The organism is Herbaspirillum sp. meg3, assembly GCF_002257565.1.
Lineage (GTDB): Bacteria > Pseudomonadota > Gammaproteobacteria > Burkholderiales > Burkholderiaceae_D > Herbaspirillum.
The window spans coordinates 2,118,236-2,142,728 of sequence record NZ_CP022736.1; the positions used below are offsets into that span (position 1 = coordinate 2,118,236).

Sequence of the window (24,493 nt, forward strand, 5' to 3'; positions counted from 1 at the left end):
GATACCCACTGAACCGGCACCAGTCTAACCGTCACACTTCCCACGTAGACAACGCACAGTGCAGCCCTGCAAGCAGTTAGACCGGTTTAAGTATGAGTACCCACACCGAGATACCCCTAGCTCGACGTAGAGCCGGCCAGAGACCCCGACAAGCCATGAACGCCGCAGAACCGGTGAAGGTCCATACGCAATTTCAAGCGATGGTAAACATCACGGAGAAACCGGACATGGGCAAACTCATCGCTGCAATACTCAGGTTGTTTAAACCTGCACCACCGCCAGCCTCTCCTGAGCCGCTGGAACTGTCAGCCGAAGCCAGCGGATTCTACGATGCCTTTGCTAGGCGCTTAGTAGAGGTCACGCCGCCAGAAGTGCTTGCGCAACCCGGCACGCTGATTCTCAACGAGACGATTGCTGCGGTTCTGGACGAGTTGGTACGCTCGGAGAAGCACCATGCCAGGGCAGTACGGTACCGGTCGTGCTGGACTCCCGTTTAAGCGCGCCTAGCGCACATGAGGCAGGTCGGTGTTGCTCGACTAGTGCAAATGGCTAGGACTGCCAGCGTGGCCTGCTGGTAGCCCATGCGTTCCGGAATGTTTCGATGCAAACGTTATTTGCCTTTGCTCTTTTTTCGATCATAAATAGAGAGCGAAATCAACACAGCAAAGGAAATCAACCATACATATAACATCGAAAATCCTGTAAACATATTCACAAATATACCCGCCCACAATACGACAAAGAACGACCAAAGTGCGCGACGGCTGATAGGCGCTTGTCCATTTTTCTCCTCCCGCTCTTTCTTCCAAGCGAACAGTTGCTTGTACAACGAACGAATTCCGATAATCAGCCCTGCAGTAATTGCAAGCTGAATAATTTCGACAGAGTCATTGGTAATTCCAAGGCGCGAACATACACTGCGAACTGCATCAGCTCCCCAAAACCACATCACCACACATATATAGACAGTCAGGATCCATGTCCAGAATGCTGGCCAATTCGCAGGCCCATATGCCATTGGTGCTCGCGGTCTAGAATTTGCTACTTTCGTTGCTGCGGCAAAATATGAATCAGAAGGGTTTACACCTGCGCTCATCTGTTCTGCGCTGCTTCCCAGGCTACTACTGTCAATAAATGTCCCCCGATTGTCTCGGGTAAATCCTTCGGTATCTTTATAGTCGCTAGACATTCGCACTCCGTTTTTTTTGAATTGATGTAGTCCGCTTAAAAAACTTCCTCTGCATAATACAAGAGAAAAATGCACCTTTGTGGGTTGCTGAGGCACTGTGCATTGGACAGCAACAAACGCTCAATCTCTAGAACTGACAGTCATTCACGTACTACCAAGAAGGTTTGGAGTGTCCATGGCGCTGAAGCCAAGTCTCCGGATATGATTGGCGTTCGGTACTCCATTTTCGTGCTCAGATGACGACAGATTATAAAAATACCCCGCGATCATTACGTGCCTCGGAAGCCATTGCAGACCGCGTTTCGAAGATCAACGAACCGCACGTTGCGGAGCTAACCAATTACGTCGGGCTGCTGCGACAACGATTCCCTAATTCTTGGGAGTTTCCCGATTTTGATCCTTACGACGGCGGGCAAGAAGCCAAACTCTTGTTTCTGTTGGAGAAGCCGGGGCCGATGACTTCCGCCAATGGAGGGAGTGGATCTGGATTTATTTCGAGGAACAACGACGACCCCACAGCTGCGGCAGTCTTCGATTTCATGGTTAAAGCAGGAATCCCACGAGAGCGCACGGTTCTGTGGAACACGGTGCCAGGTTGGAACGGCAGTATCAAAATGTCCCAACAGGAACGTCGTGAGGGCCGGGCTGAACTTCCAACACTTATAAATTTGCTGCCAAAGCTCAGGGGAGTTGTGCTGGTCGGGCGCCAAGCACAACGAGCCACGAAACAGATTCTGGAACTGAACGTGCCAGTTTTCCTGTCTAGTCATCCTTCAACTAAAGTGAGGTCTATTAATCCGCATCTCTGGAACGACATTCCGTTTCGTTGGGAGTCGGCTTTCGAGGCAATCGGGTAATTAATCGGCATGACCGTCCGCAACCGACCAGAGGCAAACACTGCCTAATACTTAAAGAAAAATCAGGAACGCATATGCGACTTTCAGAAGTTACGATTACGAATTTTTGTTCATGTCATGATTTGACCATTCCGTTGGCTGGATTCAACCCAATTGTTGGGTATAACAACTCAGGAAAGTCTAACATTCTGCGAGCAATCAATTGGTTGCTCAAAAAAGTGGTTCAGCCGGCGCACATGTTCCATGACGTAAACGAGCGCATGTGGGTAGCTGGTGTAATTGATAACGTAAACCTAGCACTGTTGCCACAGAACCAGCAGCAGGCGGTGGCACCATTTTTGAATGGGGGAGCACTGAAAGTCAGACGGATCCAACCTTCGCCCGGCTGCTCTGCGAATCAGGTCAAAGTCGAGGTATTCGACTATGCAACCAACAACTGGTCCGACAATCCCGCGGGGCTCGACAACGCGCTGGCAGTCTTGTTTCCCGAGCCGCTCTACATTGAGGCGATGGAAAACGCCGGTGAAGATATTGGCAAGTTTGGTGCAAAGAACACCATTGGTTTATTGCTTAAACAGGTGCTCGCGCAGATTCAAGCTCAGAATGCGCCGGCGATTGCCGCTATGCAAGTCGCTTTCTCCCAAGTGTCGACCTTTCTTTCGGGGCAGCACCGGTTGGCCGAGCTTGCCACGTTCGAGACCAATGCAAGCAACGCCATCACTTCCTTCTTTCCCGGACTGTCTCTGCACCTGAACTTTGCGACGCCGAGCATCGAGGAAATTTTTAAGACCTCCACAGTGACTTTATCAGACTCTGAAGGGAGTCCTCGCCCAATATCGTCATTGGGGCATGGTGCACAGCGCAGTGCGCAAATGGCGCTTATCAAGCTGCTTGCCGACATGACGAGCGCGACCGGAGGTAATCCAGGCGGCACCATCGTACTTCTGATCGACGAACCAGAACTGTGCCTACATCCGCAGGCGGTGGAGTTGCTGCGGGAATCCCTGCTGCTGCTATCTACTCAAAACTTCCAGGTCATCTTCTCTACGCATTCGCCACTGCTCATAGGGCATACGCATGCGTTACAGACCCTTATGGTCTACAAGGGAGCTAACAATCGTACGGTGGCGCGCCAGAAGCTGCAGTCGGCGGCAGATGCGCTGAATGCTAACCCGGCTCAGACCGAGGCGGTGTTTTCGCTGCAAGCAGCGACACATATATTATTTTCCGAGAAAGTCTTGTTGGTGGAGGGTAAGACTGAAATGATGTTGGTGCCATCAATCTACCAGACTGTAAAGGGGCGCTCCTATATGCACGACAGAGGTTGCCTAGTCTCTGGTTCCAGCAGTTCTTCGCTCCTGCCGATGATGGCCATTCTGCGCGCGGTGGGCTACGCACCCAAGGCCCTCGCAGACTTGGATTTCGCCTTCAAAGTGGCTACGAATTCCGGGCTGCTTTCCACTACCGATCCAGATATCTTGGCTTGCAAGACATGGTTTACCGCCAACGCTGCGCAACTCAACGTGTTTCTAGGCGCTGACGGACTTCCGACCAAACAAAGCCCTCAAGGTGTGTGGTCGGCCCTGAAACCCGCTGAGGTCTTCGAGCTGATGGCACAAGCAATGGCGGCTGAAGTAGATCGTATTGTGACCTCCTTGCGCGCACATAGCATCTGGCTTTGGTCCGGTGGGGCCATCGAAGCCCACCTCGGAATCCAAAAGAACAATCCTGCCCGTATTGGCTTCATCAACACTGCGCGGTTGAATGGCAACCTGAATCACGCGATTTCGCCGCAGACCTTGGTGGACTTGGCGCACTGGATGTGAACGTATGTAATTTTCTAGAGCAATGTCAAGTTTACGACTAAACCCGATAGCGGATGACTCACCTTCGCCGTACGTTAAACTCCTCACTTCTGGGGACCGAAATGTACTCCAAGTATCCCGTCACGAATAATGAGCATATAACTTTTTCATGCACTCAGACCAACATCCCGGCCGTCGCTTTGAAGAACTCGTGGCAGATTTGTTTAAGCGGATCCAAAAAGACAAAGTGATGTCTAACATCCAGCATCCTGGAGAATTAGGCCACGATTTCGAAGTAGATATTCTTTTTGGTAAATTGAACAATAGAACAGTGGTAGAGGTGAAACTCTACAGGTATTCATCTCCTCCACAGGTCGAAATTTTTGTCCGAGCACTGCGCCAAACTCAGCAAATCAAACGCAATGCGAACGCGAAAAGAGGCATTCTCGTAATTGGCTGCCCGATGACACCAATGCTCGAGGACGCCACAAAAGCATATAGCGAAATTGAGGTGTGGGATGCGAACGCTATTTTTAAGTACGCATCTCCATTTTCAGACCTATTAAAAGAATTCGAGCGGTTATTCGAAGTCAGTGCGTCGTTGGTTTCGGAGCCCCAATGGCCGGAGCTAAGGAATGAGATTCAAGGCTTACCACCAAAGCATGGTGAGCAGATATCTAGCGAACTCAAGTCGATCGAACCTGGAAGGGATGGGGCAAAGTCATTTGAAGACGCAAGCATCAAAGCGCTTCAATATCTATTCGATTCCGATCTTCACGGCTGGTATGAACAACACGAAACTGAAGATGGATTACATCGTCGTGACTTGATTTGCAGAATCCTCCCACAAGCCGAGGTGTGGCGCCTGATGCTTAATGACCTGCATAGCAGATACGTTGTCTTCGAATTCAAGAATTATTCAGAGCCTATCACTCAGTACGAAGTGGTGACGACCGAGCGATATCTATATCCGTCTGCGCTTCGTAACGTTGCAGTCATTATTTCTCCAAAGGGATGCGCCAAGTCAGCGGACAAAGTCATTAGCGGCGCTATGCGGGAGCACGGAAAACTTATCATCTCTCTGACGGTAGATGAATTGGAAAAACTTCTGGTTGGCAAAGACAATGGCGCCGATCCAAATACCTATCTTTTTCAGCGAGTGGACGATTTTCTTTTGAGTCTTGGGAGATAGTTTAAATTACCGATTGGCGACTGCTCGATTCTAATACTACCCTTGGCAACAACGAGGCGGAAGCGATGGAGAATGTCTAATATCGGCCAGAAACCGTTCAACGGCCAGTGAAAATACGCCATTGCTGACTATCGATAATGGTGCGTTTTCGATAGTTGACAATGACTTGCGTGAATTGCGATTTGATACCATTTGATGTCCGCATCGGCCAAGAACTGCCACTGGAAGTATGTGAAAAAAGACATGATTTCACTGGGCGCGTGGAATTGAGAGAAAATCGAAATTGAGCCCGAGGCCCTTCGACGGATTCATAGCGCTGGCATTACACCAACGCTTATGCCTGACGTTGAGCGCCAAAATAGGATACGGCGCTATCAGAATGCGTTGGAAACGCTGGATGCGTTCGACGAATATGAATAATTAAATGTCTGCTACGGCCAATATCAGTTAAGAGGAACGTTTCAAATGGTTCGCTTTCGGTCACATACGGGCTTTCGTGATACAAAGATCAGCATTACACCAAAAAAATTGTGAATTACCGCCTCCTCAGCATCATCTTTGCGTACTTATTAGATTCTTCTTGATATCTCATGCCACTAGTCTCCCCACCGTTGTATTGCGTCAGCTCAATCTGCATGACGCGACCTGAATGGATACAAAGCGCCGGCTATGTCATCGCCGCAGTGGTGGCCGCTTTTTCCATCTTTAGTTACTTCTATACACAGAAAAAACAGCGCTCTTTAGATATCGTGAAATTCTCTCTTGATCAGCACAGGCGACTTTTCGACGATGAAGTACTTTTCGAAATATTAAATCTGATCGATTCAGAAGACACGGAACAACGCAAACTAGCTGCCCCCTCTATGGGCAACAAGAAAAGAAAATTGATCACGTTCTTTGAAGAGATGGTTCTTCTTGTGAGGGCAGGCTATATGTCAGAGGATTTCGCACTCTACATGTTTGGTTACTACGCCATGCAGGCCAGAAACAACCAGCACTTTATGACCGATATCAGCACTGACCACGCTGACTTCGGGATTTTTTTCGATTTTGCAGAACAATATGACCAGAAAAAAGAAGTCATCAAAGTAAGCAGAGTTGGCATTACTCCATAAAAATGCGCGGAACGCTTTCAATATAGTTCGCTTTAGTCATTTCAACTTCGAAGTAGTACAGCCCGCATTTATATGGCAACTGTCGAATATCGATCCAATCGTTTCCCCAAGTCCTCCTTCGCGTCTTATCCCATCTCAATACCCGCGCTGGCTGCGGCATACCAGGCTTATTGTTCTGGTTTGCTGAGAACGGATGACGAAGCCCGATTCTTTATCCAATCGTGGGTCGGGGCTCAAGACACACCACTGGATGCCGCTAAGCTCATTATTGAGACCTTTGTAGAAAAACAAGATCACGAATCATCAGATGATTCCTTTCAATGGCGGTGTCGATGCTGTGCTCGTCTGGTATCCGTGATCGAAAGCACAGCCGAAGCTGTAAATGAGCATCCGGCATATCGTGCAGCCATTTACGCCGTACAACGGTTTCACCCGTATTTGTTCAAGGAGATTCTGACCCGATTACTGCTAGGACCTTATGGCCGTAAAGTAGCCAATAAAGCAGATTTATTCACTCAGCTCGCTCTGGCATTCGATTTTCTAGGTTTTCGCAAACGCAGTGAGGCTCTTTTACGGAATGTCCAAATCATGTCGCGTTCCGGCGCTGTGCAGGCCGCCACTGCAGATTTCTCGCTACGCCTGTTGTCAGCGATATGTGCTTTGACAGACAGGTTTGAGCAGGTATTTTTCTTGAATGCTGAAGCGGAACCTTATGCCGAAACCGTATACGGATTATCTCCCCTTCAAGTTGATATCGCGTGGACATTGGCGGTATGTGGAACCGGAATGGTAGCGGAAGCAGCACCGCCCACACTATTTGAAATCACCGTGCACGCTCTAAGACATATCGAAAAACGAAATAAGGCCTCTGAGGATCTAACCAACGTTGATATGCTAATGCACGGTTTGGATCGGAGTCGACGACCTGGTCTTTCCTCGTTGTCTTGCATAACCACACTCCGAATTTTGCGCGAAGCCCCGCCTGAAGATCTTGATGATGCAGATCTCGCAATGACATTTGTTAATACCGGTAATGCTGTTCTCAGAAATATCGCCCTAACGTCCAATTGGAATCTCGTGGCTCGCCACTTCTTCACGGAACTAATAAGGCTCGTAGATAGTGGAGAAATTAACAGGAGCCCAAAAGTTCAGTATCAAGTAGCCCTCGCCAATGCTGGCATTGGCTATTCTTATACAAATATCGCCAGTGCAACCGAGGGAATTGAGCAGGTGGACTTATATGAGAAAGCCCGAGAACATCTAGACGCTGCTATCGAGCTACTCAAGCACTTTCATGACGATAACTGGATTGAAACCAGCGTCTGGGCTGTTTCTGGTCATGTTGAAGCAGCTTGTGGTCGAATTCAAAAAATGCATCAACGCTTCGCCGCTGCGTTATTGGCAGGTGCAAAATACTATCAGCTCGATGTTGAAGACCTCGTCCATTTTTTCAGCCCGGATTACGATACAAGGTTAAAGTACAGCGAAGCATTGGTCACTACAGGCGAATTTCATACGGCTATTCTATTGGCGAAGGCTGCTGTCAGTGCAATTCATCACCATGCGGCACCGTCAGAAGAGGTAGCAGAGTTTGCGCAAGCATACATAAGCACTAGGACCTTGGCGCACCGAACACTAATCAACGAATTAAGCCAAGTTGGAAGATACAACGAAGGTGAGCTCGCATACGACCTCTTGAAGCAGAATGAATACAATGAATTTACCAGGCGCTCATATTCTCGGGAACAGGTAGCTCAGTATGTCGCACTGACTCCTTTCGAGCTAGAGGCGATTCGGGAGTCTGGCTTAAGTGAAGCTACCGTCAATGCAAAGCAGATGGAGCATAGAGAGACCACGGTGAAGCTGCTTGCTCAAAGTTTTTCAGGATTGAATGAAGCCTTAAAGGAACGAATCAGAAGCCGCCATCAGCCAGATGATCTGGAGTCAAGACAAAACCGTATCGATCCATCGACACACCTGAGAGAAACTGAAGCGATTCTCCGTTTTGTCGCGTCGGGATCGGCAGTCTCGATTGCATTCTCGAGTTCCAAGATAAAAAAGCAACTTGTAGTTCCTTTTGATGAACGAGTGCTCGGGCCACTAATTTTTTCCTTTAGGCAGCAATGCCGCTTACCAACGTCTGAGCTGCAATCGGTGCAAGTACTTGGACATGAGCTATATCGTATTCTGCTTTCCCCAATTACAGATTACATCGACAACAATATCTCGCACCTCTACATTGAAACGGATCGCACCCTCGCTAACGTCCCGTTCGCGGCTCTCCATGACGGCGTCAATTATTTGATCCAGCGCTTTTCTCTCATTTACTTGAATAGAGGTGCATTGAGCATAGTGCCTAAATCAAACGTTGTGGAAACTGAGCACGCCGCGATTTTTGCTTGTACGGACGCGCCTGGAGAAGAGCTGCCCGGTGCCGGACAGGAGATTAAAATCATTGGTAATCAGCTTGGCAGAATGTCCCGCTTAACCGTGGATTGCTACGTCGATGAGAAATGTGCAGCCGAGGCTTTTGTACGTGAAATCATTAGGCCTCGCGGCGGGAAAGGTCTAATTCATTTGGCAACGCACGCAAACTTCAACCCTTCAAGCGACATATCATCAGGATTGATGTTTCATGATGAAGTACTAAGCATTCGTGACCTGAGAACAGAACTGGAAAAGTCAGGTTGTGATACGGGTCTCTTTGTCCTCTCCGCTTGTGGCACAGCTCGTCAGGACATTGATGTGGAAGGTTTCAGCTCAGTTTTACTCCGATCTGGCGTCAGAACCATCCTCCCAACACTTTGGGAAACATTTGACGATTCTGCGCCAGAGTTCTTCCGTCTTTTCTACGCAGATATCCGCGACCTGTCATCCGCATCTTCCGCTGCATCTGCAGTGAGAGCCGCTCAGCTAGCATTCCTTACATCAAGTTCAGAATTCGCCCATCCGGCTCACTGGGCCCCATACATAGTTGTCAGTGCACAGGTTTCGTAAAAATTTTCCTCACAAATTAGAATACAGCGTAAGGATTTTTTCCCTTCAAGCTAGATAGCTTGGCCCGGTTCCTGCGAGCTTTTTGCCACTCTGCGAATAGACAGCAGCAATATCGGCAATAGATCCAATATTGAAGAATACCTGAGGTTCGATCGAAATAGATGGCCCCACTGCCGGATCCAGAACGAACGGCATTTCTCTGTGATGATCTTCCCCCTCAAGAGTATCCCAATGTAACGTTAGTTTGATCCGGAAAATCAGACGGGTCATATCGCCGACCATAACTATGCTTCATTCTGCAAATAGATGCTCTATGAGGGCTAAAGCTTCGATTCATCTCACATCGTATAATCTCGAAAAATAATTACTACGTTAGAAAAATGAAAAATATCAAAGCAATGATGGCTGGGGTGGCCGTCATGAGTGTTCTCTCCTTTGCTCATACAGAAGAGCTAAAGCTCACCAGAGAACAGGAGATTGAATTCAATACGAATGGAGCCTCTTTCTACTTGGCTCAAATGCTCAAACAAGAGAAGGCTATAGCTGCGATTCCAGAAACGGAGATTGCGGTGTTCTCTGCAGCCGCTGGAATCAACAGACTTATCGCGGCGCAGAAGGAGACCGGTAAATTAAATCAGCAGCAGTTCGCTTTTGTTATGTCAGTTGTCCTCGTACGCCTTGCTATCTTGTCTCAAACAGCCAATATGCCGCCAGCAGTGACCGCTTGTCACTTTGCTGAAGCCAGAAATCTTGAGAACGTAAGCAAGGGCAAGCCTCCAGTGATGCCAAACTGCCGAACTGATGCCTACGGTCCAGATATTCAAACGGATGCCCTCAGGGTGGTTTCTAAGCCATCCTGGGCTCCAAATAATGCGCTGACAAATAAATGGGTAGTGAATGCTTTCTCATATGCGGAGGCAATAGGGGTAGTTTCGATGTACGGCACTACTCCTGCCCCTAAGATTGAACCTGAGAAGCCAAGAGACCAGAAGAACAATGTTTCTATGTTGGACATGTACAAGAAGGCTGATGATCGAGGGAAGGTGGCCATCTGTGCTCCCATGCTTTGGAAGTACGGAAGTATGAAAGGACTTGGCATGCAGCTTGAGATTAAGGAAAAAGGAAAGCAGTACAGCCCTGGCGAATTTGAGTTCTTACGTCAAATCAGCATGAATGCTGAGCTCCTTAAAGCTTCTGCTATCCAGGTTTCCAAAACAGCTTATGATAAAGCTTGGAAAGACTCTGCCAATGATCCTGTACTTCTTACTGGTCAAGGTTTCGCTGATGGTGCGAAAATGTGTTTTGAATATGCCGAAACACTCACTAAAAAAGGGTGGTTCCTGCCATCTGAAAAAATCAACGCTGAGAATGTCGCTGCCAAATTCGTTCAGGATGTTAAAGCGGGAATATCCAAGTAATAAACTAAGCCCTCAAAAGCGCTTTTAGGAGAGGGACGCAGTCTCCGAGTTTATGATGGAACAACGTATATCCTCATTCAAGAGAAATCAGAATTCTATAAATGGTGCGCGGCTGTTTTACCCGACGCCTATAAATGTTTTTTGTATAGTCGAGCAAGCATTGTTCAGTAGTAAGTTTGATTAAAAGGAAGCTTCGGATTCCTTTTATTTAGGCGGAATGTTTAGAACCATAAGATTCGTAAGAGGGGATATGAAGTGATTGATTGGGATAGCAATGTTGTAACGGCGCTTGCCACGGGACTGCTGGCATTCATTGGTGTCGCCCAGATTGGAATACTGGTTGCTCAACGTCGGCAAAGCCAGCTCGAACTCATTGAGCAGTACCGCAGGCGATGGTATGAAACTAGGAAAGATTGGGGCGCCATCATTTTTCTCGGGCGTGACGATGGCGACTACTATCAGGTAGTGGATGCAGGGACGATCAAGAAATTTGTTGTTGAGAGAGACGATGCTAGTCCGTACGGCCCTACTATTTGGGCATTGGACGCCGCCCGTGCTGTCTTCACCTCGTTAAGCGATATCGGCACGAGAATTCTGCAGGGCCAATTGCATATTAGGGACGTGTACCCGATCTTTGGTACTGAGTTGTTGCGCCACAGCTATCCATTGAGGGCCCTACTAGACAACGGATACGTGGAACAGCGAGCTTCTGCAGCCCATCTCAAGGTGAGGACTGAGATTCAAGATTGGTTGGTGTATCACGATGGAATACGCCGGCGGTGCCTGATATTGATTGATTTGCTTTGGGCAGAAGCCGCGCGACTTGAAGATCTTCCTCCTTTAGATCTGCAACATGCGGCAGATGCAAAGGCTAGAACTGGGAAACAGAACAAACGTCGACTATGGGTAGAGTGCGTTCGATTAAACGGTATTCGAGGGTTATATTTGGCATCCAGACTTGCTCGTTCTCTGAGACACGCTGAGTATCGTCGTTTAGGATCTCGAATTGGGATTGATAAAGAGCGCTTGCAGTCTTTAGACGAAGAATGGACGAAACGACTGCTCAATCGATTACTTAAGTAATCTGGACTTCAATTTAGAGGAGAGAAGTTTATAGACTTCCTTCCGCTTGATCTCGTTCTAGGGATATACACATAGCAACAATTATCAAGAGCAAACTCTTCGTCCGCAATTGGAAGAAGCAGTCGTTGAACAACTCAGCGAAAAATCCACCCAAGCTGACCATCGATAATGGCGCATTTTCGATAGCTGACAGTAAATGAGTGGAGTGAACCCAGAGGCGGATTACAGTTCGGAATTATTTGACATCCGCAATCGGCGAGATCTGCTATTTAATATTTCTCAAGATTCGTTAAAAAATAATTTCACACTAAAGATTGGGCGCGACACGTGTCGCGAGGCGATGATTGGCCTGCAGCGTGTTTGGTAAAGCCGAGAAAAATACTCCTATTAAACATCGTTTGATCTAGCAGCCTTCATCAAACATTTAGACATTTTGGCTAAATGAGACTGCGCCGCCTTTGTCAGATTGACCTGCTTTCGCCTTCCATCCTCAGTATCACCTAGCGCAATCCATCCTTTAGCGATTAACGATTTCAGGCGCTGATGAATCGTCACTGATGAGCCAAGCGTGCTTGCAGATGTAATGTCAGTGACGGACACTCGTGCTTCCGCACGCAAGGTACGTGCGATATGGTCGAAGATTTTCTGTTCTAATGGATCAAGAGCGGGGAGGTCTTGAATCGTTTCTATTAGTTCAAGAAACCGAAGGTAAATATCCATGCCTTTTTTTATCTTTGTAGAGCTCATAGTAAATCTCATCCTCTGATCAGAGCGTTATTCTAATTCGACAAAAAAATACATAAAAGGTTGCGATGGCACGTGATGAGTGGGTTCGAGTGAATTTTTTCATGGTAGCAGCTTCAGTTTCGATTTTCCTCATTTCCCTGGTAGTCAATGAAATTGTCTTCCCTCGGCTGGATTTCATTACTGGGGTTAATTGGATTTATCTGCCAGCTGGAATGAGACTGTTATGCACGTTACTGTTTGGTGAGGCAGGTGCCGCCGGAATATTGATCGCCTCCTGGTTGGCCTGCTTTTGCTATTTCTTCCCCAACGATCTCTTACGCTCTTTTGCAGGCGGAATTATCTCTGCTCTCGCGCCGTATCTTTCTTATCGTTTTATGTCCGAGCGCTATCACTTGAGTTCATCGTTGCGCGAGTTGACCGGAAATCGGTTACTGAAAGGCGTAGTTCTATATGCAATTGCAAGCTCATCAATGCATCACTTGTGGTTTTTTCTAGTGAGAGACATTCACGCATCCCTGGCTAGTTGGGGAGTGATGTTTATTGGAGACTTAACTGGGTCTTTAATCGTTCTCTATATAGTTAAGGTAGTCATTGGCTTATTCAAGACGGTTCGTATCGGCCCGAAGTAAGCAGATCACGATCCAGTATGGAAACCGAATAGATTCGTACATAGTAATTACATTTAATTATTAATTTTAATTGGTAATCGAAAATATTCCGCTGATATACTGGGTAGTCATCTAGACGCACTTGGTAAACAATAGGAATCAACATACTTGTCATCATGTTTTTTGACGAGGTCTATCCAAAGTTTTTCCGTTTTGAATCGAAGTCCTCCATAGATTTCTCATGATTGGTAGGTCTGTAGAAGCAAGTTCGTTTGTGATGTGACATCGGGGTGCTTTTGTCGGGGTAACGCGCCTTCAGCTAGTGGTCTTGACGGGGCCTTTTCAGGCCGTTTTAAAAAAGAATAAAAAGGTTGTTATGGCCATAATTGATTTGGTGAAATGGAATGGAAATCCTTCCATTTTGGCTTGGCGTTTCCCGAGTGATCAACTTTCTACCTGGACTCAGCTGATCGTCAACGAGACGCAAGAAGCCTACCTTGTCAAAGAAGGGGTCTACCAAGGTCCATTTGGGGCTGGACGGCATACTCTAGATACCGAAAATATACCGCTGCTGGCATCGTTAATGGGCTTGCCGTTTGGAGGGAAGTCGCCGTTTACTGCAGAGGTTTGGTTCGTAAATCGACTGACGAATCTTGATATAAAGTGGGGTACATCCGACCCTATCCAGCTACAAGATCCGAAATATCAGCTGATGGTACCTGTGCGGGCATTCGGCCAGTATGGCGTTAAAATTTCTGATGCGAAGAAATTCCTCCTCAAACTTGTCGGTACTTTACCCGGTTTTGATTCGGCCACATTGGCTGAATATTTCAAAGGTGTATTCACTACCAAGATCAAGACCAATATTGCTCAGGCCATTATAAAAAATGGTCATTCGGTGTTGGAGATATCGACTCACCTGGAAGCGCTCTCAGAAATACTCAAGACGTCACTCGCTCCCGAAATGGAAGAGTTCGGCGTTAGCTTAGTGCAATTCAACATCCATTCCATCAACGTTCCGGAGACTGATCCTGCGGTCATCAGCTTGAAGGCTGCGTTGGCCAAGCGCACTGAAATGGGAATACTAGGATTCAACTACCAGCAAGAACGCAGTTTCGATGTATTGCAAACAGCCGCCGGCAATGAAGGAACTGCGGGGGGTGTAATGGGCGCAGGGATGGGACTAGGGATGGGCGCGGCGATAGGTGGGCCGATGGGTGGTGCCTTCGCGCAGATGACTCCTATTATTCAGCCTAGTGGTCCAGCTGGCGGTTCTGGTGGAGCGCCACTGAAGTGTCCGAGTTGCAGCGCATCCAATCCCCCGGGAACACGTTTCTGTGGCTCTTGTGCGGCCAATCTTAATGCAGCAGGCATTTCTGCAAAAGCTGGCATTACCTGTGACAAATGCGGAACGAATATTCCTAGCGGCTCGAAGTTCTGCCCGAACTGCGCAGACGAAGTGAATCCATGCCCTGCTTGTGGCGAGGATAACGCCAAAGGCTCCGCCCAATGCCGAAGCTGTAAAACGGCGTTACCAGTTCCATGCCCAACGTGTGAAGCATCGGTGCCCACCGGTTCCAAGTTTTGCAATTCGTGTGGTAGCAAGATGACGCCCTCGTGCTCCAAATGTGGCGCTGAGCTCGTTGCTGGAGCCAAGTTTTGTAACGACTGCGGTCATCCTCAAAATCCAGCTTCATAGTCCAATCAGACCTTCTCCATGAAAACTGCTTCTTTAATGAATATCGCCGCATTGGTAGTGGCCGTGACAGTTGCGACAATCGTTTTCATTTTGGTGCCTGAGCCTGCATGGAATTCCACAACGATTGCTACTGCGATTGCTTTTGTAGCGGCGATGGGATTTGTTTTCTATATTCCGTCTGTTCTGCGAAAACAGCATAAAAATACCGAGGGACGCGTGCAGCTGGCAGCGATTGGGCCGACCGGAGCGGTCAGCCTTCTCCTATTGCTGGTGACCGCAGGAGCTTTCGCGCTGGCGCTTGCGAATCATCCAGCTTGGGGGCTCGCACTTCTGACTTTTGGCATTGGAGCTTTCGTTGTCGCAAGTCTGATGCTGAACGCAGCATTGAAAGTTGTAGGGAACGTCTCCGTGAAATCGTCTGCGCCCAGTCGCCACATTGAATGGCAACGACAAGTATCGGCCATGGCCTTGCAATCGACACATCAAGAGTCTCTTGCAAAGCTGCGCGCAGTCGAAGAAAACTTTCTCTATTTGGCTAGCGATGTGCCAGGTGGCAGCCCATATGACGTCGATGTAGACCAGACTCTTAATGCTGTGTCGGATCAATTAGCACTAGACGGGGCGAACGATTTGCTCGGTCAGTTACGCAAACTTGACAAGCTCATCGCGCAACGCGATATCTACCTGCGCTCTGCTCGCAGCAAGATTTGATACTTGGCTTGCCGACAAAATTCTGAACTTAACAATATCAGGGGATATGAAATGGGAAACGCTTGTAATTCGTGCGGAGCGGAAATCGTCTTTGAAGCTGGAAAGCAATCGCTAGTCTGCGAATTTTGTGGCGCAGTCAACCGAGTTGAACGACCAGAAGACGCGTTAGCGACTTCGTTTGACCGCATAGTTCCCATTGCCGTCACTCCTCAAGAAGTCGATTACAAGCTCTATACCTATATGAGCACGGGTAACTTCACGCCTGACGACATGATCGAGGCATCAACTATCACGTTACGAGAACACTATTACGTTCCCGCGTTCGCATTCAGGGTGGACTACGAAGCTACATGGACCGCATCGTTTGGTTTCGACAGGCAGGAACCATACACCGCCTATCGTAGCGTTACTCGTAATAACCGTACCCACCAGGAAGCGTACACCGCTTATAAAACGGTCACGGATTGGCGTCCGGCAAACGGCATTGAGGCCGGCATATTTGATGTCGCAGGTTATGCAGGGAACCGTTTGAACGGTTCCTCCCTCGCGCCTGCAAATTTGGTCGTTGATGCAGTCATGCATGGCAGTTCTACCGAATATAACGCCTCTTTCACCACCGGCTTTGAGGTCGAAGAATTTTCGGCATCAGAAAAAAAGGTTTTTGATTCGTTGGATAGCGAAATCAATGCCGGGATCGATCAGCGCGTGAAGCATCACGCGCAAGGGGACAAGCAACGGGACTGGCACTGGAATGCGCGAATGAGTCACGCCACCACGACATATGCCGTGCCAATTTCTCATGTGACATTTCAATATGGCGAAAAGGAATACAACATCTGGATTGGTGGGCACAACGTGGATGCTATTCGAGCAGATGACTTACCTGTCGACCATGATAAAAAGAAGGCTGCCAACATTGGCTTTGCTCCCGCTGCCTTTGGACTGATCTCTACGGCCGGAACGGCATATGTCTGGGGCTTTGCGGGAACGAGTTTGATAGCCACTGCCATTGCTCTAGGCTATGGATTCATGCGACGCAAGGCGCTGATTGACTACTCCAAGTCAATCCGTAGTTCGTTGTTGACGCAAATGCAAGCTTCAAATCAAGTAGTTGCTGGACTGAGCGATGAGGAACAACTTAAGGTCACCAAAGCATTTCAACGACCAGAGCGCCCATTATTTGCCAGTATTCATAAGGATAAAATTGTCTTACCTGCACTCGCTGCTTTCGCTTTTTTTGGAGCTATTGTGCCCAATGTGGTCCTTAGTCCTGCGGCGATTGAACAGCGTGCCATTGCGCGCCAAAATTCGGAACGAGCTGAGCAATATCGGTTAGCCGCTCTGGCACGTACTGCGCAAGAGGAGGCTGAGCGCAAGGCAGACGACGACGAGCGAGCGGCCAGAAAAGCAAGAATTGAGGCTGTTGCGGCTCAAAAGGCCGAGGCTGAGGCCGCTGGACAAAATGGCACGGAAGTCGCTGCGACACAGGCGACACCTGTTCAGGAAAATGCGTCAGTCCAGAACACCGTGCCTGTTGCGTTACCTGTCGCTGCGGCTGACAGCCGGGTACCTATCAACGTAGCTGGGAGATTCACCATACTTGCTCCGGACGAGTCGAAGCAATTGCTTACCGCCATGCTTCAACAAGCAGCCAGTACTTTTAAGATCGCTCAACTCAAAGGTCAAATAGAAGCACTTCCAAAGCCAATGACCGGTGATCGAAAAGCAGCCCGAAAGCTGAACGACCAAGGTCTTGCAGCATTGAAATCTGGTGACTACGCGCAAGCGGTTCTTGCGCTGAAAAATGCTACGTCTACCGACTCTGCGGACGTCGAAGTATTAAATAACTACGTATACGCTTTGATCAAAGCGCAGCGCATGCGCGAAGCGGAGTCCGAGGCTGGACGTTTGTTGACCTTCAGTCCGGGACGTGCGTCGGCGTGGGCAAATCTTGCAGAGATCTATGCACAAACAGAGAAAAAGGAAGAAGCTGTAGCCGCTTTGGTTCTGGCGTTCCAATTTTCCTCGAACAAGGATCGTACTATTACTTTTTTGAATGAGCGAGCAGGTGATCCGAGTTCGCCACTGCAGCTGGTCGCAAAGAAGGCAATAGAAGTAATCGAAAAATTGTAATCCCGGCTTTTCGACAGGCAATAAATAATTGCATACGCTCGCATATCGCATTCAGCGCTCATACTACTTAAATAATCAGATAACATGACCAGCAAAAATCCGACCCCTGTTGCGAATCTTAGTTACCGAGAGAAACTAAAAGATCCAAAATGGAAAAAAGTGCGAGACCAAATTATTCTGGACAGAGGAAGGATATGCGAATGTTGTGGAATTCAGGGAACGCATCACCCTACGGGGAAGCCAGTTCAGTATGAGGTTCATCACGGATATTATGTGTATTGGAAACAGCCTTGGGAGTATGAGGAAGAAACTCTTTGGGTTGTGTGCGATATTTGCCACGATAAAGTGCATGATTCTCTCGCTATATTGCAGCGAGAAATTGGAATGTTAGATCCAATCGCTCTTAACGTACAAGCTAAAGAAGTGCAAGCGATTAAGGACGCGGAAATTCGACTATATCTGGAAGAGCTCCATTCTTCACAAGCGATGGAATTGCAAGAAGCGTTGAAAGACGAGTATGAAGACCAGCTCGAGCGTCACCAGTATATAGAAGTTGTAGTCTATTCCTCCGATGAACTGGGGCCTAGTGGATGCCAAGATCTATGTGACAAGTTAGACCAACAATTCCCCGGGATTCGAATAATTCAAGTCGAAGACGGGCCTGATTGTCTCTGGCAAGTAATCGGAGATCCTTTGGCCAGATCCGATGTTGTCGAAGAGGTTACAACTTGGCTTCGTCAAAATGCTAGGCAATGAAGTTCATCTAACCCCAGAAAAACTAAACCTATTGCAGGATCAAATAAATCGTTATCCGAAATATTAAAAATCCAGATGGCAACTAAAGAAGCTGCTACTGATTTTTAGCATCACTGTTACTAGCCAATTGATGAGGATGAATTGGCTAGTTCAGACAAAAACTTCACTAAAGTAGACTTGGAATCTTCCGTTTCGCTACAGGCCTGATATACCGTGCCAGTGTCACGTCCGACTTGTGCCCAGTCTGCTCACGAATTTGATAGGGCTGTAAGCCTACGATCGCGGCCTCGGTACAGTATCCAGCACGCAAACTATGGCCGGAGACGCATTTGGCGGCGTCCGCACCACTCATTCTACGAACAGCGGACTTCACGATCAGGGCTACTGATTGGCCTGTCAGCGCTTTGTCACCAACTGCCTGGTCGTGACGGTTAAGAGGGCGAAACAGCGGTCCCGCCGCAATGCCAGCAAGTTCCATCCACACTTTGAGGGCCTTGACCGGGCAGCGGCTGCCCTTGGCATGCGGGATGAACACGACTCTGCCCGCTCCTTCCTGGTCCGTCTTGGATCTCCGGATCAGCAGTTCGATGCCGTTCTCAAAGTAGGTCATATCCTCCACCTTCAGTGCCACTAGCTCAGACCTCCGGAACGCACCCGCAAACCCAATCAAGATCAAGGCCTTATCACGTGCAGCACGCATTGGTTTCTGCTTGTCCACCAGCACCATCAGTTCCAACAAGTCATCTTTGACGAGAGCCTTGACTCGGCGCTGTACGGTGCCAAAGGTGCGTCTGATACCCTGCATGGTGCGCTTCACCAATCGATCCATCACTGGCGAAGGAAGCTGATCGTCTGTATGGGCGCGATGAATGGCGATCAGTCTGTGCTGGAGGGTTGCCACCGCCGTCGTGCCTGCACATTCCGCCAGGTAATCTGCGATCATCTCGGGCGTAGCCGGTATGGTGCCGCCATGGCTTTTGAAATGACTCAAATCCGCTTCATAGCTGCGCTTAGTGGCTCGCGACTGCGCCGCTGCCGCATATGTACTTGCGCTCGCCGAAACCGTAGGTGAATCAGTCTCTGCATGCTCTGGTGCTATGGGACGGCCGGAACCTGCTTGTTTGCTCGCGCTCATGATCAATACTCGCCGGTCAGAAGCATGGTGGTGACAGATCGATCTGCCTCGGTGATGATGTAGATGCGGTCCTTGCCGATTTCGTAGGCCGATAGGATGCGCATTTCGTGCTGGATCGAGAGCCTGTTCTGTTCGATGTCCTCGGCGCACAAGGTGCCATAGTCACCATGCTGATGACGGGAGAAGTAAGGCGTGGCGTTGACGCCGTTGTGATCCAGCAGGTCGAGAGCGGCAGGTGTAGCGCAAACTAACCCGAGGGGAAATAGCGGCTCCTTCGACAGCTTCGTCAAGGAGTGCACTACGGCGGCATTGTTGGTTTCTGTTTTGTTATTCATGGAAGACCTCAAAGATTAATTTCAGGTCGAACGCGTCCGCACTCCACAGCAGGGCAGCTGTAGAGCGATGAGATACCTGTTCGACGATGGGGAATGGAAAATGACAATCCAAACGCCTGCCAAATTCACGGCAGAATGTCTGGATCAATTGGAACAAACGGGAAACTTATGGCAGGTACGACGGCGCGTTGCACGCCGCATTTAGCGGTCCCAAGTAGGGACAGATGGAAACAACGGATCCTTCGGGAACTGTTGCACTGTTGCACGCGCTATGCACACGCAACACTGCAACACGATCAGGGAGATAAGCAGGAGCGGCGGCTACAACCGGGCTGCGGCGAACATCACCGCTACGTATGCAAAACGCCACCAACACGCACCGCGCAAGATCTACCCCACTCCGCCTCACCGACAAGCCCACACACCAGCACAGGTATAGTCCAGTACCGCTAGTAGACCCGCCAGCTAGACACTACTCAACTTGCACGGTTTAGCCTGGATTCACTCCGAACTGCTTTTCCAGAATGGTTTTCACGTCTTCCTTGCTTTGTGTACGCCACTTGGGTGCACCACCGGCAGATATGCCGTGTTTCATGCAACCGCCATCACGTAGAGCGCCAAACTCTTTACCGGACATCACACGACCGTCCACCATCTTTGCAGTGCCAGTATCCAGATTGACTGTACCGATAGCGCAGTCCTTCCAGGTCTGAGCACCACCAATCCAAGCTAGGTTGCCCTTGGTATCAAAGCCGTGATAGGCACCGTCGTACTCGATTTCTTCTACGTCCGCACCGTCGTTCTTCAAGGCCTGGTAGTTGTTGCGGCAGCCCTCAATCGAGTTCATGTCGTCCTTGGTTCCGGTGATGATACGAATGGGAGCGCCAGTGGTTTTGGCATGGATTGAACAGACCGGATAGAAGAGAATGTGGATAGCAAACTTGAGATCGTCGTCAATCACACCCTGACGTATTTTCTCAAAGCTGGCCATCAAGCCCGCATGACCTCCCTTGCTGAAACCAATCAGACCGATACGATTACGGTCAATGTTGGGATCGGTTGCGAGCAGTTGCAGGGCACGTAACGCATCCACAGCAGAAGCACCGTAGGCCAACAGCTTCTGGTTCTCCGCTGTCCGCTGAATGCCTCGGGTCGCAAAGCTGTCCACCATCAAAGTTGCGTACCCCAGGCTATTCAGGTACTTGCACCAGTCGACAATGTCCTGCGTCACGCCACCACTGGAGTGCATCACCACCATCGCAGGAACCTTGGTACCCGGTTTCATGTTCTCAGGGAAGCGTAACTCGCTCTTGATTACATCACTCAACACCACCCGCTTCTGGTAGATCCTTTCGGCGTTAGTGTCGTGACGGGCTGACACAAAGTAGATGGTGCCGACGTCTGTTGCGCTGAGACTGGTCTTGGCCTCGTTCTGTTGCGCTTGGGCTGGAATCGCTACCGCTGCCAACAAGACGGCAAACAGCGCAGCCCCAGCACGTTTGAGAGCTGTAGTCATGTGGATCCTTTTGTTGTTTTGGTTCGAGCCGTCGACCGGTCTAGAGCGATCAACGGCGGTCTCACTACCTCAACCCGAACTTGCGCAATGCATCGGTTTTCAAAAGCTTGGATACGCAAGTGATGTCGCATATCTGCGGCGCCGTGTTCTTCTTCGTTTTGGGGTCAACCACTTGATAGTACATGCCATCGCCGCAGGCACTTCCCGCGCAGCTTGATCCCACCACGATACGGAACTCACGACCTACCGGCACGCAGATAACAGTGTTGTTGTCGGAAACGGGGAGCTTGGTCGCAGCTCCTTGTCCCAGGATGTAGATTCCTGCGCCTTCGGAACCGTCCACTGTGAACGTTGGGGATGTCTTGCCAAAGCTCTGTTGGTTGATGCCGACCACGTGGACAGGTGCACCGCCGCACGCCCCGAACACCGTCAAAGTTTGAACAACGGGGGCGACACCGTCTCCCACCGGATCCAAGAGTACTGGCCAAGCTTGCGCGGTGATCACGGCAGCAGATAAAGCCATGGTGAGAATTGCTTTGTAGATTGTCTTTTTCATTTTTGATTTCTTATGTGTGAGAGAACAAACAGGGAGGGTTAGCTAGGCATGACCGAGGTGGGAGTCCAATTGTGGATCAATCGCCAGCCGTTCTCGGTCTTCGTGAAGATGGCGAATCCGCCGATTGCGAACTTCTGGCTCAGCGTCTGCCCGTCTTTCGAATACATATGGACGATGTAGGCATGGCACGGCTTGAACTCAGGCCTGAAACCATTGTTTTTGTACATGGCGCTGGTTTCGTCGGACGAGGCTTTCAAAGTCAGCTCGGCGGAGATATCCAGTCGATAGTTGTTGCCCTCCGCAGCGCCATCGGTCTTTTTGATGTTCGCCACTGTCCATAGCGGGCAGCTTCCCACCTCGTTCTGAACGTAAGGCTCAATGTCATCCGGGCCTGGGGTGCTGCTGCAGCCTGCAATAGTTAAAACGATCCCCACTGCGGCAAAGAGGCGCCAGTAAGACCTACCCTTTTGGATAAATCGTGGATTGCCTGTTGCTTGAATTTCCAAATTCGACATCAAAGCTCCTTTTTAATTGTGGACAAATACAAACTTAAAGTGTGTATTTTCATAATATCAACAAACTCAAAGTGTGTGGTAGCGGACATACAAAAACAGGATGCTTCGTCCTGTGCCAAAGAATCCCATTCAAACGATCGATCCCCAGTTACTGTTCGCGACCAACATGCGACGGGTGCGCCTGTCAAAGCAGCTGACGCAAGAAAAAGTAGCCGAATATGCCGAGCTCCACGTGAACTACATTAGCTCCGTGGAACGCGGCGAACGCAACATATCCATCCAAAACGTCTACAAAATAGCGTTGGCACTTGGCTCCTCCATGCCTGAACTGCTGAGCAGCGAGACGGACGAAGCCTCCTAAGAAGCAAGTTAAGCCAATCGCACCGGATAGCAAATTGCTCTCAACCTCACCGCCAAATGTGGGTGTTGGTTTGCCTTAAGCCTCCAAGCGCGTTGACGGATCCTCGCGGTTGCCGCAGCACTTGGACTACCGCCTCGGCGTCCTGCCAACCAAAGCTTCTCCCGAATAAACGCATCGTTATCAGACCAGTGCCGCCCATCGGCATGGATTGGATATCGCGCCTGGTCATGCAGCCAACCGAAGGCATACTCAGGACCATGAATAACGACTTCGTGGATCGTATGCATCCAGGCTGCTGGCGCTACCTGCAACGCGCCGTCGAGATCCTCTCGGTATGTCACCAGCACGGATTCGCAACCGGCAAAACACAGCTCAAACCTCTGACGCGATAAGAAGCAGTACGACACGAGCTCGGCATCAAGTAGGCGAGCCAATGCTGGATAACTCATTTCCAGCGGGGCTGCCTGTATCACTGCCCAACCTGATAGCCGGCGGGCCATGCCCAACTCCGTCAGCAGGCCTTTGTGCCATGCCAACTGCTCCAAGTCGCAGCGAATCGGCAGGCAGCTCTTTGACGGAGCCTGTTTGGGTATCCGCTTCGGATTGCCGAATTGGTAGCGCAGCGGTGAACGGAAGAACAGCGCCACATCTTCAAATTCGAATGCAATAGCGCCGAACAGGGGTAGCTTTGGTACCGGCCCCGGTTCAAGCCAGGGCTCAAACACGGAAATGGCTGTTACCCGCTTTCCAAGAAAAGGATTGATCATTTGTGCGTCCTTTCTGGACGGCACCGCACGGAAGCTCTCCCGTACGGCACCGGATCTTATTTAGCGGCGGTTGGCTTCGCCATTGGATGCACGCCGATGTACCAGGCCGGCCCGATGTTCTTGAAATCGTTGCGCACATGAAGATCGGTGCTGATCCATGACGCCGGATCAATGATGTATTCCTTCACCGCCTTCATATTGCTGCTGTCGCGAATGAAGACTGCATGCCGGCCCAGTTCGGATTCCTCGTTGTAGTCGACGATAACAATCGCCACTGCCGGGATATCTACGATGCCTTTGGTGATCTGCTTGTAGACGGAACCAACCAAGCTGAACTTGGCCAGCAGCGTAGCTATTTCCTCTTCGACAAGTGGCCAAAAGGGACCGTGGCGGGGATGCTTCAAATCGCTGATAGCGATGCTCATGACCTCTTCAAGCGACTTCCCGGCGATCATTGCAACGCAAGCGAAGATGCAGTCATGCGTTCCGGTCTGCTGGACTCGATTGAAGACCGGCTGGATGTCCTGCGCAGTGTTGGCGGTTGTAGTGGAGTTTGCTGCTGCCATATCGGCTCCTTAAAGATTGCGGATAAAAGGTGCGCAGCAGTACCCCTGACGAGGAATCGTCGGAATAACAGAACTAGAGAAGGAAAATCACGGAATCAATGGGAAACCGGGAAATCCGGCTGATTGACTCAATGGGGCGCTGCTGCGCATTGAATCAAGCTGCGAGTGCTAAGCGATTGGCGAAGTTTCGACAGCTTGAAACTACAGTTTACCGGGCATCGACCAACGGATCGAGGAGCAAATAACTTTGTCCCCAGCGAGTAAAGGGTGTGCGCGAACAGCTGAAATAAGAGGAAAGAATAGTTGGGGTCGTACGGAGGGAGGAAAGCGGAGGGCACTCTTATCAACGCAAATGCGAAGGAGTGTTGGTGCTTGATGTGGGGAGGGAAGTTGCTGCCACAAGCTATCAAACGGTTGTTCGCCAATCGGAAC

24 protein-coding genes are annotated in these 24,493 nt (G+C 49.5%); 14 read left to right on the top strand and 10 right to left on the bottom strand.

The genetic code is table 11. The annotated features are described in order from the left end of the window. Nucleotides 1–155 precede the first annotated feature (155 nt). Complete coding sequence (locus tag hmeg3_RS09625) at nucleotides 156–497, top strand: hypothetical protein (RefSeq protein WP_094563531.1); 342 nt, start codon at nucleotides 156–158, stop codon at nucleotides 495–497. A gap of 113 nt (nucleotides 498–610) precedes the next feature. Here hmeg3_RS09625 and hmeg3_RS09630 read toward each other — a convergent pair whose 3' ends face one another. Next, a complete protein-coding gene (locus hmeg3_RS09630; protein WP_157739237.1) occupies nucleotides 611–1,189 on the bottom strand; it encodes a hypothetical protein in 579 nt (192 codons plus the stop codon). A 236-nt stretch (nucleotides 1,190–1,425) separates the two neighbouring features. Between hmeg3_RS09630 and hmeg3_RS09635 the strand changes: the two genes are divergently transcribed. The 5 genes from hmeg3_RS09635 (at nucleotide 1,426) to hmeg3_RS09655 (ending at nucleotide 9,155) form a co-directional block, all read left to right on the top strand. Beyond that, on the top strand, nucleotides 1,426–2,046 hold the full coding sequence (locus tag hmeg3_RS09635; protein WP_094563533.1) for a uracil-DNA glycosylase: 621 nt from the start codon (nucleotides 1,426–1,428) through the stop codon (nucleotides 2,044–2,046). Between the two features lie 74 nt (nucleotides 2,047–2,120). After that, complete coding sequence (locus tag hmeg3_RS09640) at nucleotides 2,121–3,872, top strand: ATP-dependent endonuclease (RefSeq protein ID WP_094563534.1); 1,752 nt, start codon at nucleotides 2,121–2,123, stop codon at nucleotides 3,870–3,872. 148 nt (nucleotides 3,873–4,020) lie between these two features. Further along, the gene (locus hmeg3_RS09645) at nucleotides 4,021–5,043 is read left to right on the top strand and encodes a restriction endonuclease (protein WP_094563535.1); all 1,023 of its coding nucleotides are present in this window, start codon (nucleotides 4,021–4,023) and stop codon (nucleotides 5,041–5,043) included. Between the two features lie 590 nt (nucleotides 5,044–5,633). Further along, nucleotides 5,634–6,158 (top strand): hypothetical protein, encoded by a 525-nt coding sequence (locus hmeg3_RS09650; protein ID WP_157739238.1) that lies wholly within the window; start codon nucleotides 5,634–5,636, stop codon nucleotides 6,156–6,158. 72 nt (nucleotides 6,159–6,230) lie between these two features. Continuing rightward, a complete protein-coding gene (locus hmeg3_RS09655) occupies nucleotides 6,231–9,155 on the top strand; it encodes a CHAT domain-containing protein (RefSeq protein ID WP_094563537.1) in 2,925 nt (974 codons plus the stop codon). A 45-nt stretch (nucleotides 9,156–9,200) separates the two neighbouring features. Here the strand turns inward: hmeg3_RS09655 and hmeg3_RS09660 are convergent, their stop codons facing one another. Next, the gene (locus hmeg3_RS09660; RefSeq protein WP_157739239.1) at nucleotides 9,201–9,425 is read right to left on the bottom strand and encodes a hypothetical protein; all 225 of its coding nucleotides are present in this window, start codon (nucleotides 9,423–9,425) and stop codon (nucleotides 9,201–9,203) included. 110 nt (nucleotides 9,426–9,535) lie between these two features. On the opposite strand from hmeg3_RS09660, the gene hmeg3_RS09665 reads away from it, so the two are divergent. Further along, nucleotides 9,536–10,573 (top strand): hypothetical protein, encoded by a 1,038-nt coding sequence (locus hmeg3_RS09665; RefSeq protein WP_157739240.1) that lies wholly within the window; start codon nucleotides 9,536–9,538, stop codon nucleotides 10,571–10,573. 255 nt (nucleotides 10,574–10,828) lie between these two features. Beyond that, nucleotides 10,829–11,656, top strand: a complete 828-nt coding sequence (locus hmeg3_RS09670) for a hypothetical protein (protein WP_198361814.1) — start codon at nucleotides 10,829–10,831, stop codon at nucleotides 11,654–11,656. Nucleotides 11,657–12,043: 387 nt separating this feature from the next. On the opposite strand, the gene hmeg3_RS09675 is transcribed toward hmeg3_RS09670, so the two are convergent. Then, complete coding sequence (locus tag hmeg3_RS09675; protein ID WP_094563540.1) at nucleotides 12,044–12,403, bottom strand: MarR family transcriptional regulator; 360 nt, start codon at nucleotides 12,401–12,403, stop codon at nucleotides 12,044–12,046. A gap of 65 nt (nucleotides 12,404–12,468) precedes the next feature. Between hmeg3_RS09675 and hmeg3_RS09680 the strand changes: the two genes are divergently transcribed. The 5 genes from hmeg3_RS09680 (at nucleotide 12,469) to hmeg3_RS09700 (ending at nucleotide 18,310) form a co-directional block, all read left to right on the top strand. Further along, nucleotides 12,469–13,032: a hypothetical protein gene (locus hmeg3_RS09680; protein WP_232511937.1), complete on the top strand. Its 564-nt coding sequence runs from the start codon at nucleotides 12,469–12,471 to the stop codon at nucleotides 13,030–13,032. A 307-nt stretch (nucleotides 13,033–13,339) separates the two neighbouring features. Further along, nucleotides 13,340–14,710, top strand: a complete 1,371-nt coding sequence (locus hmeg3_RS09685; RefSeq protein WP_094563542.1) for an SPFH domain-containing protein — start codon at nucleotides 13,340–13,342, stop codon at nucleotides 14,708–14,710. 18 nt (nucleotides 14,711–14,728) lie between these two features. Continuing rightward, a complete protein-coding gene (locus hmeg3_RS09690) occupies nucleotides 14,729–15,421 on the top strand; it encodes a hypothetical protein (RefSeq protein WP_157739241.1) in 693 nt (230 codons plus the stop codon). A gap of 3 nt (nucleotides 15,422–15,424) precedes the next feature. Then, nucleotides 15,425–17,554, top strand: coding sequence for a tetratricopeptide repeat protein (locus hmeg3_RS09695; RefSeq protein ID WP_157739242.1), 2,130 nt, complete (start codon nucleotides 15,425–15,427; stop codon nucleotides 17,552–17,554). A gap of 84 nt (nucleotides 17,555–17,638) precedes the next feature. Next, nucleotides 17,639–18,310: a hypothetical protein gene (locus tag hmeg3_RS09700; RefSeq protein ID WP_094563545.1), complete on the top strand. Its 672-nt coding sequence runs from the start codon at nucleotides 17,639–17,641 to the stop codon at nucleotides 18,308–18,310. A 166-nt stretch (nucleotides 18,311–18,476) separates the two neighbouring features. Here hmeg3_RS09700 and hmeg3_RS09705 read toward each other — a convergent pair whose 3' ends face one another. The 5 genes from hmeg3_RS09705 to hmeg3_RS09725 all read right to left on the bottom strand — a co-directional run bounded on the left by hmeg3_RS09705 (nucleotide 18,477) and on the right by hmeg3_RS09725 (nucleotide 22,367). After that, nucleotides 18,477–19,445, bottom strand: coding sequence for a site-specific integrase (locus hmeg3_RS09705; RefSeq protein WP_232511938.1), 969 nt, complete (start codon nucleotides 19,443–19,445; stop codon nucleotides 18,477–18,479). Between the two features lie 2 nt (nucleotides 19,446–19,447). Then, nucleotides 19,448–19,780 (bottom strand): hypothetical protein, encoded by a 333-nt coding sequence (locus hmeg3_RS09710; protein WP_232511939.1) that lies wholly within the window; start codon nucleotides 19,778–19,780, stop codon nucleotides 19,448–19,450. Between the two features lie 490 nt (nucleotides 19,781–20,270). Then, nucleotides 20,271–21,296: a dienelactone hydrolase family protein gene (locus hmeg3_RS09715; protein WP_094563546.1), complete on the bottom strand. Its 1,026-nt coding sequence runs from the start codon at nucleotides 21,294–21,296 to the stop codon at nucleotides 20,271–20,273. Nucleotides 21,297–21,360: 64 nt separating this feature from the next. Continuing rightward, a complete protein-coding gene (locus hmeg3_RS09720) occupies nucleotides 21,361–21,852 on the bottom strand; it encodes a hypothetical protein (RefSeq protein ID WP_094563547.1) in 492 nt (163 codons plus the stop codon). A 38-nt stretch (nucleotides 21,853–21,890) separates the two neighbouring features. Then, nucleotides 21,891–22,367: a hypothetical protein gene (locus hmeg3_RS09725; RefSeq protein WP_094563548.1), complete on the bottom strand. Its 477-nt coding sequence runs from the start codon at nucleotides 22,365–22,367 to the stop codon at nucleotides 21,891–21,893. A gap of 100 nt (nucleotides 22,368–22,467) precedes the next feature. Between hmeg3_RS09725 and hmeg3_RS09730 the strand changes: the two genes are divergently transcribed. Beyond that, entirely contained in the window at nucleotides 22,468–22,728 is a 261-nt protein-coding gene (locus hmeg3_RS09730; RefSeq protein WP_094563549.1) for a helix-turn-helix domain-containing protein, read from the top strand. 8 nt (nucleotides 22,729–22,736) lie between these two features. On the opposite strand, the gene hmeg3_RS09735 is transcribed toward hmeg3_RS09730, so the two are convergent. Beyond that, entirely contained in the window at nucleotides 22,737–23,495 is a 759-nt protein-coding gene (locus tag hmeg3_RS09735; protein WP_094563550.1) for a hypothetical protein, read from the bottom strand. A gap of 56 nt (nucleotides 23,496–23,551) precedes the next feature. After that, a complete protein-coding gene (locus hmeg3_RS09740; protein ID WP_094563551.1) occupies nucleotides 23,552–24,061 on the bottom strand; it encodes a hypothetical protein in 510 nt (169 codons plus the stop codon). Nucleotides 24,062–24,493 lie beyond the last annotated feature (432 nt).

Excerpts from the sequence above, each read along its gene's own strand:
- hmeg3_RS09645 (WP_094563535.1), top strand. The coding sequence starts at position 4,021 with ATGCACTCAGACCAACATCCCGGCCGTCGCTTTGAAGAACTCGTGGCA.
- hmeg3_RS09655 (WP_094563537.1), top strand. The coding sequence starts at position 6,231 with ATGGCAACTGTCGAATATCGATCCAATCGTTTCCCCAAGTCCTCCTTC.
- hmeg3_RS09680 (WP_232511937.1), top strand. The coding sequence starts at position 12,469 with ATGGCACGTGATGAGTGGGTTCGAGTGAATTTTTTCATGGTAGCAGCT.
- hmeg3_RS09625 (WP_094563531.1), top strand. The coding sequence starts at position 156 with ATGAACGCCGCAGAACCGGTGAAGGTCCATACGCAATTTCAAGCGATG.
- hmeg3_RS09715 (WP_094563546.1), bottom strand. The coding sequence starts at position 21,296 with ATGACTACAGCTCTCAAACGTGCTGGGGCTGCGCTGTTTGCCGTCTTG.
- hmeg3_RS09665 (WP_157739240.1), top strand. The coding sequence starts at position 9,536 with ATGAAAAATATCAAAGCAATGATGGCTGGGGTGGCCGTCATGAGTGTT.
- hmeg3_RS09700 (WP_094563545.1), top strand. The coding sequence starts at position 17,639 with ATGACCAGCAAAAATCCGACCCCTGTTGCGAATCTTAGTTACCGAGAG.
- hmeg3_RS09740 (WP_094563551.1), bottom strand. The coding sequence starts at position 24,061 with ATGGCAGCAGCAAACTCCACTACAACCGCCAACACTGCGCAGGACATC.
- hmeg3_RS09720 (WP_094563547.1), bottom strand. The coding sequence starts at position 21,852 with ATGAAAAAGACAATCTACAAAGCAATTCTCACCATGGCTTTATCTGCT.
- hmeg3_RS09640 (WP_094563534.1), top strand. The coding sequence starts at position 2,121 with ATGCGACTTTCAGAAGTTACGATTACGAATTTTTGTTCATGTCATGAT.
- hmeg3_RS09725 (WP_094563548.1), bottom strand. The coding sequence starts at position 22,367 with ATGTCGAATTTGGAAATTCAAGCAACAGGCAATCCACGATTTATCCAA.
- hmeg3_RS09710 (WP_232511939.1), bottom strand. The coding sequence starts at position 19,780 with ATGAATAACAAAACAGAAACCAACAATGCCGCCGTAGTGCACTCCTTG.
- hmeg3_RS09705 (WP_232511938.1), bottom strand. The coding sequence starts at position 19,445 with ATGAGCGCGAGCAAACAAGCAGGTTCCGGCCGTCCCATAGCACCAGAG.
- hmeg3_RS09630 (WP_157739237.1), bottom strand. The coding sequence starts at position 1,189 with ATGTCTAGCGACTATAAAGATACCGAAGGATTTACCCGAGACAATCGG.
- hmeg3_RS09690 (WP_157739241.1), top strand. The coding sequence starts at position 14,729 with ATGAAAACTGCTTCTTTAATGAATATCGCCGCATTGGTAGTGGCCGTG.
- hmeg3_RS09635 (WP_094563533.1), top strand. The coding sequence starts at position 1,426 with ATGACGACAGATTATAAAAATACCCCGCGATCATTACGTGCCTCGGAA.
- hmeg3_RS09730 (WP_094563549.1), top strand. The coding sequence starts at position 22,468 with ATGCTTCGTCCTGTGCCAAAGAATCCCATTCAAACGATCGATCCCCAG.
- hmeg3_RS09675 (WP_094563540.1), bottom strand. The coding sequence starts at position 12,403 with ATGAGCTCTACAAAGATAAAAAAAGGCATGGATATTTACCTTCGGTTT.
- hmeg3_RS09650 (WP_157739238.1), top strand. The coding sequence starts at position 5,634 with ATGCCACTAGTCTCCCCACCGTTGTATTGCGTCAGCTCAATCTGCATG.
- hmeg3_RS09735 (WP_094563550.1), bottom strand. The coding sequence starts at position 23,495 with ATGATCAATCCTTTTCTTGGAAAGCGGGTAACAGCCATTTCCGTGTTT.
- hmeg3_RS09660 (WP_157739239.1), bottom strand. The coding sequence starts at position 9,425 with ATGACCCGTCTGATTTTCCGGATCAAACTAACGTTACATTGGGATACT.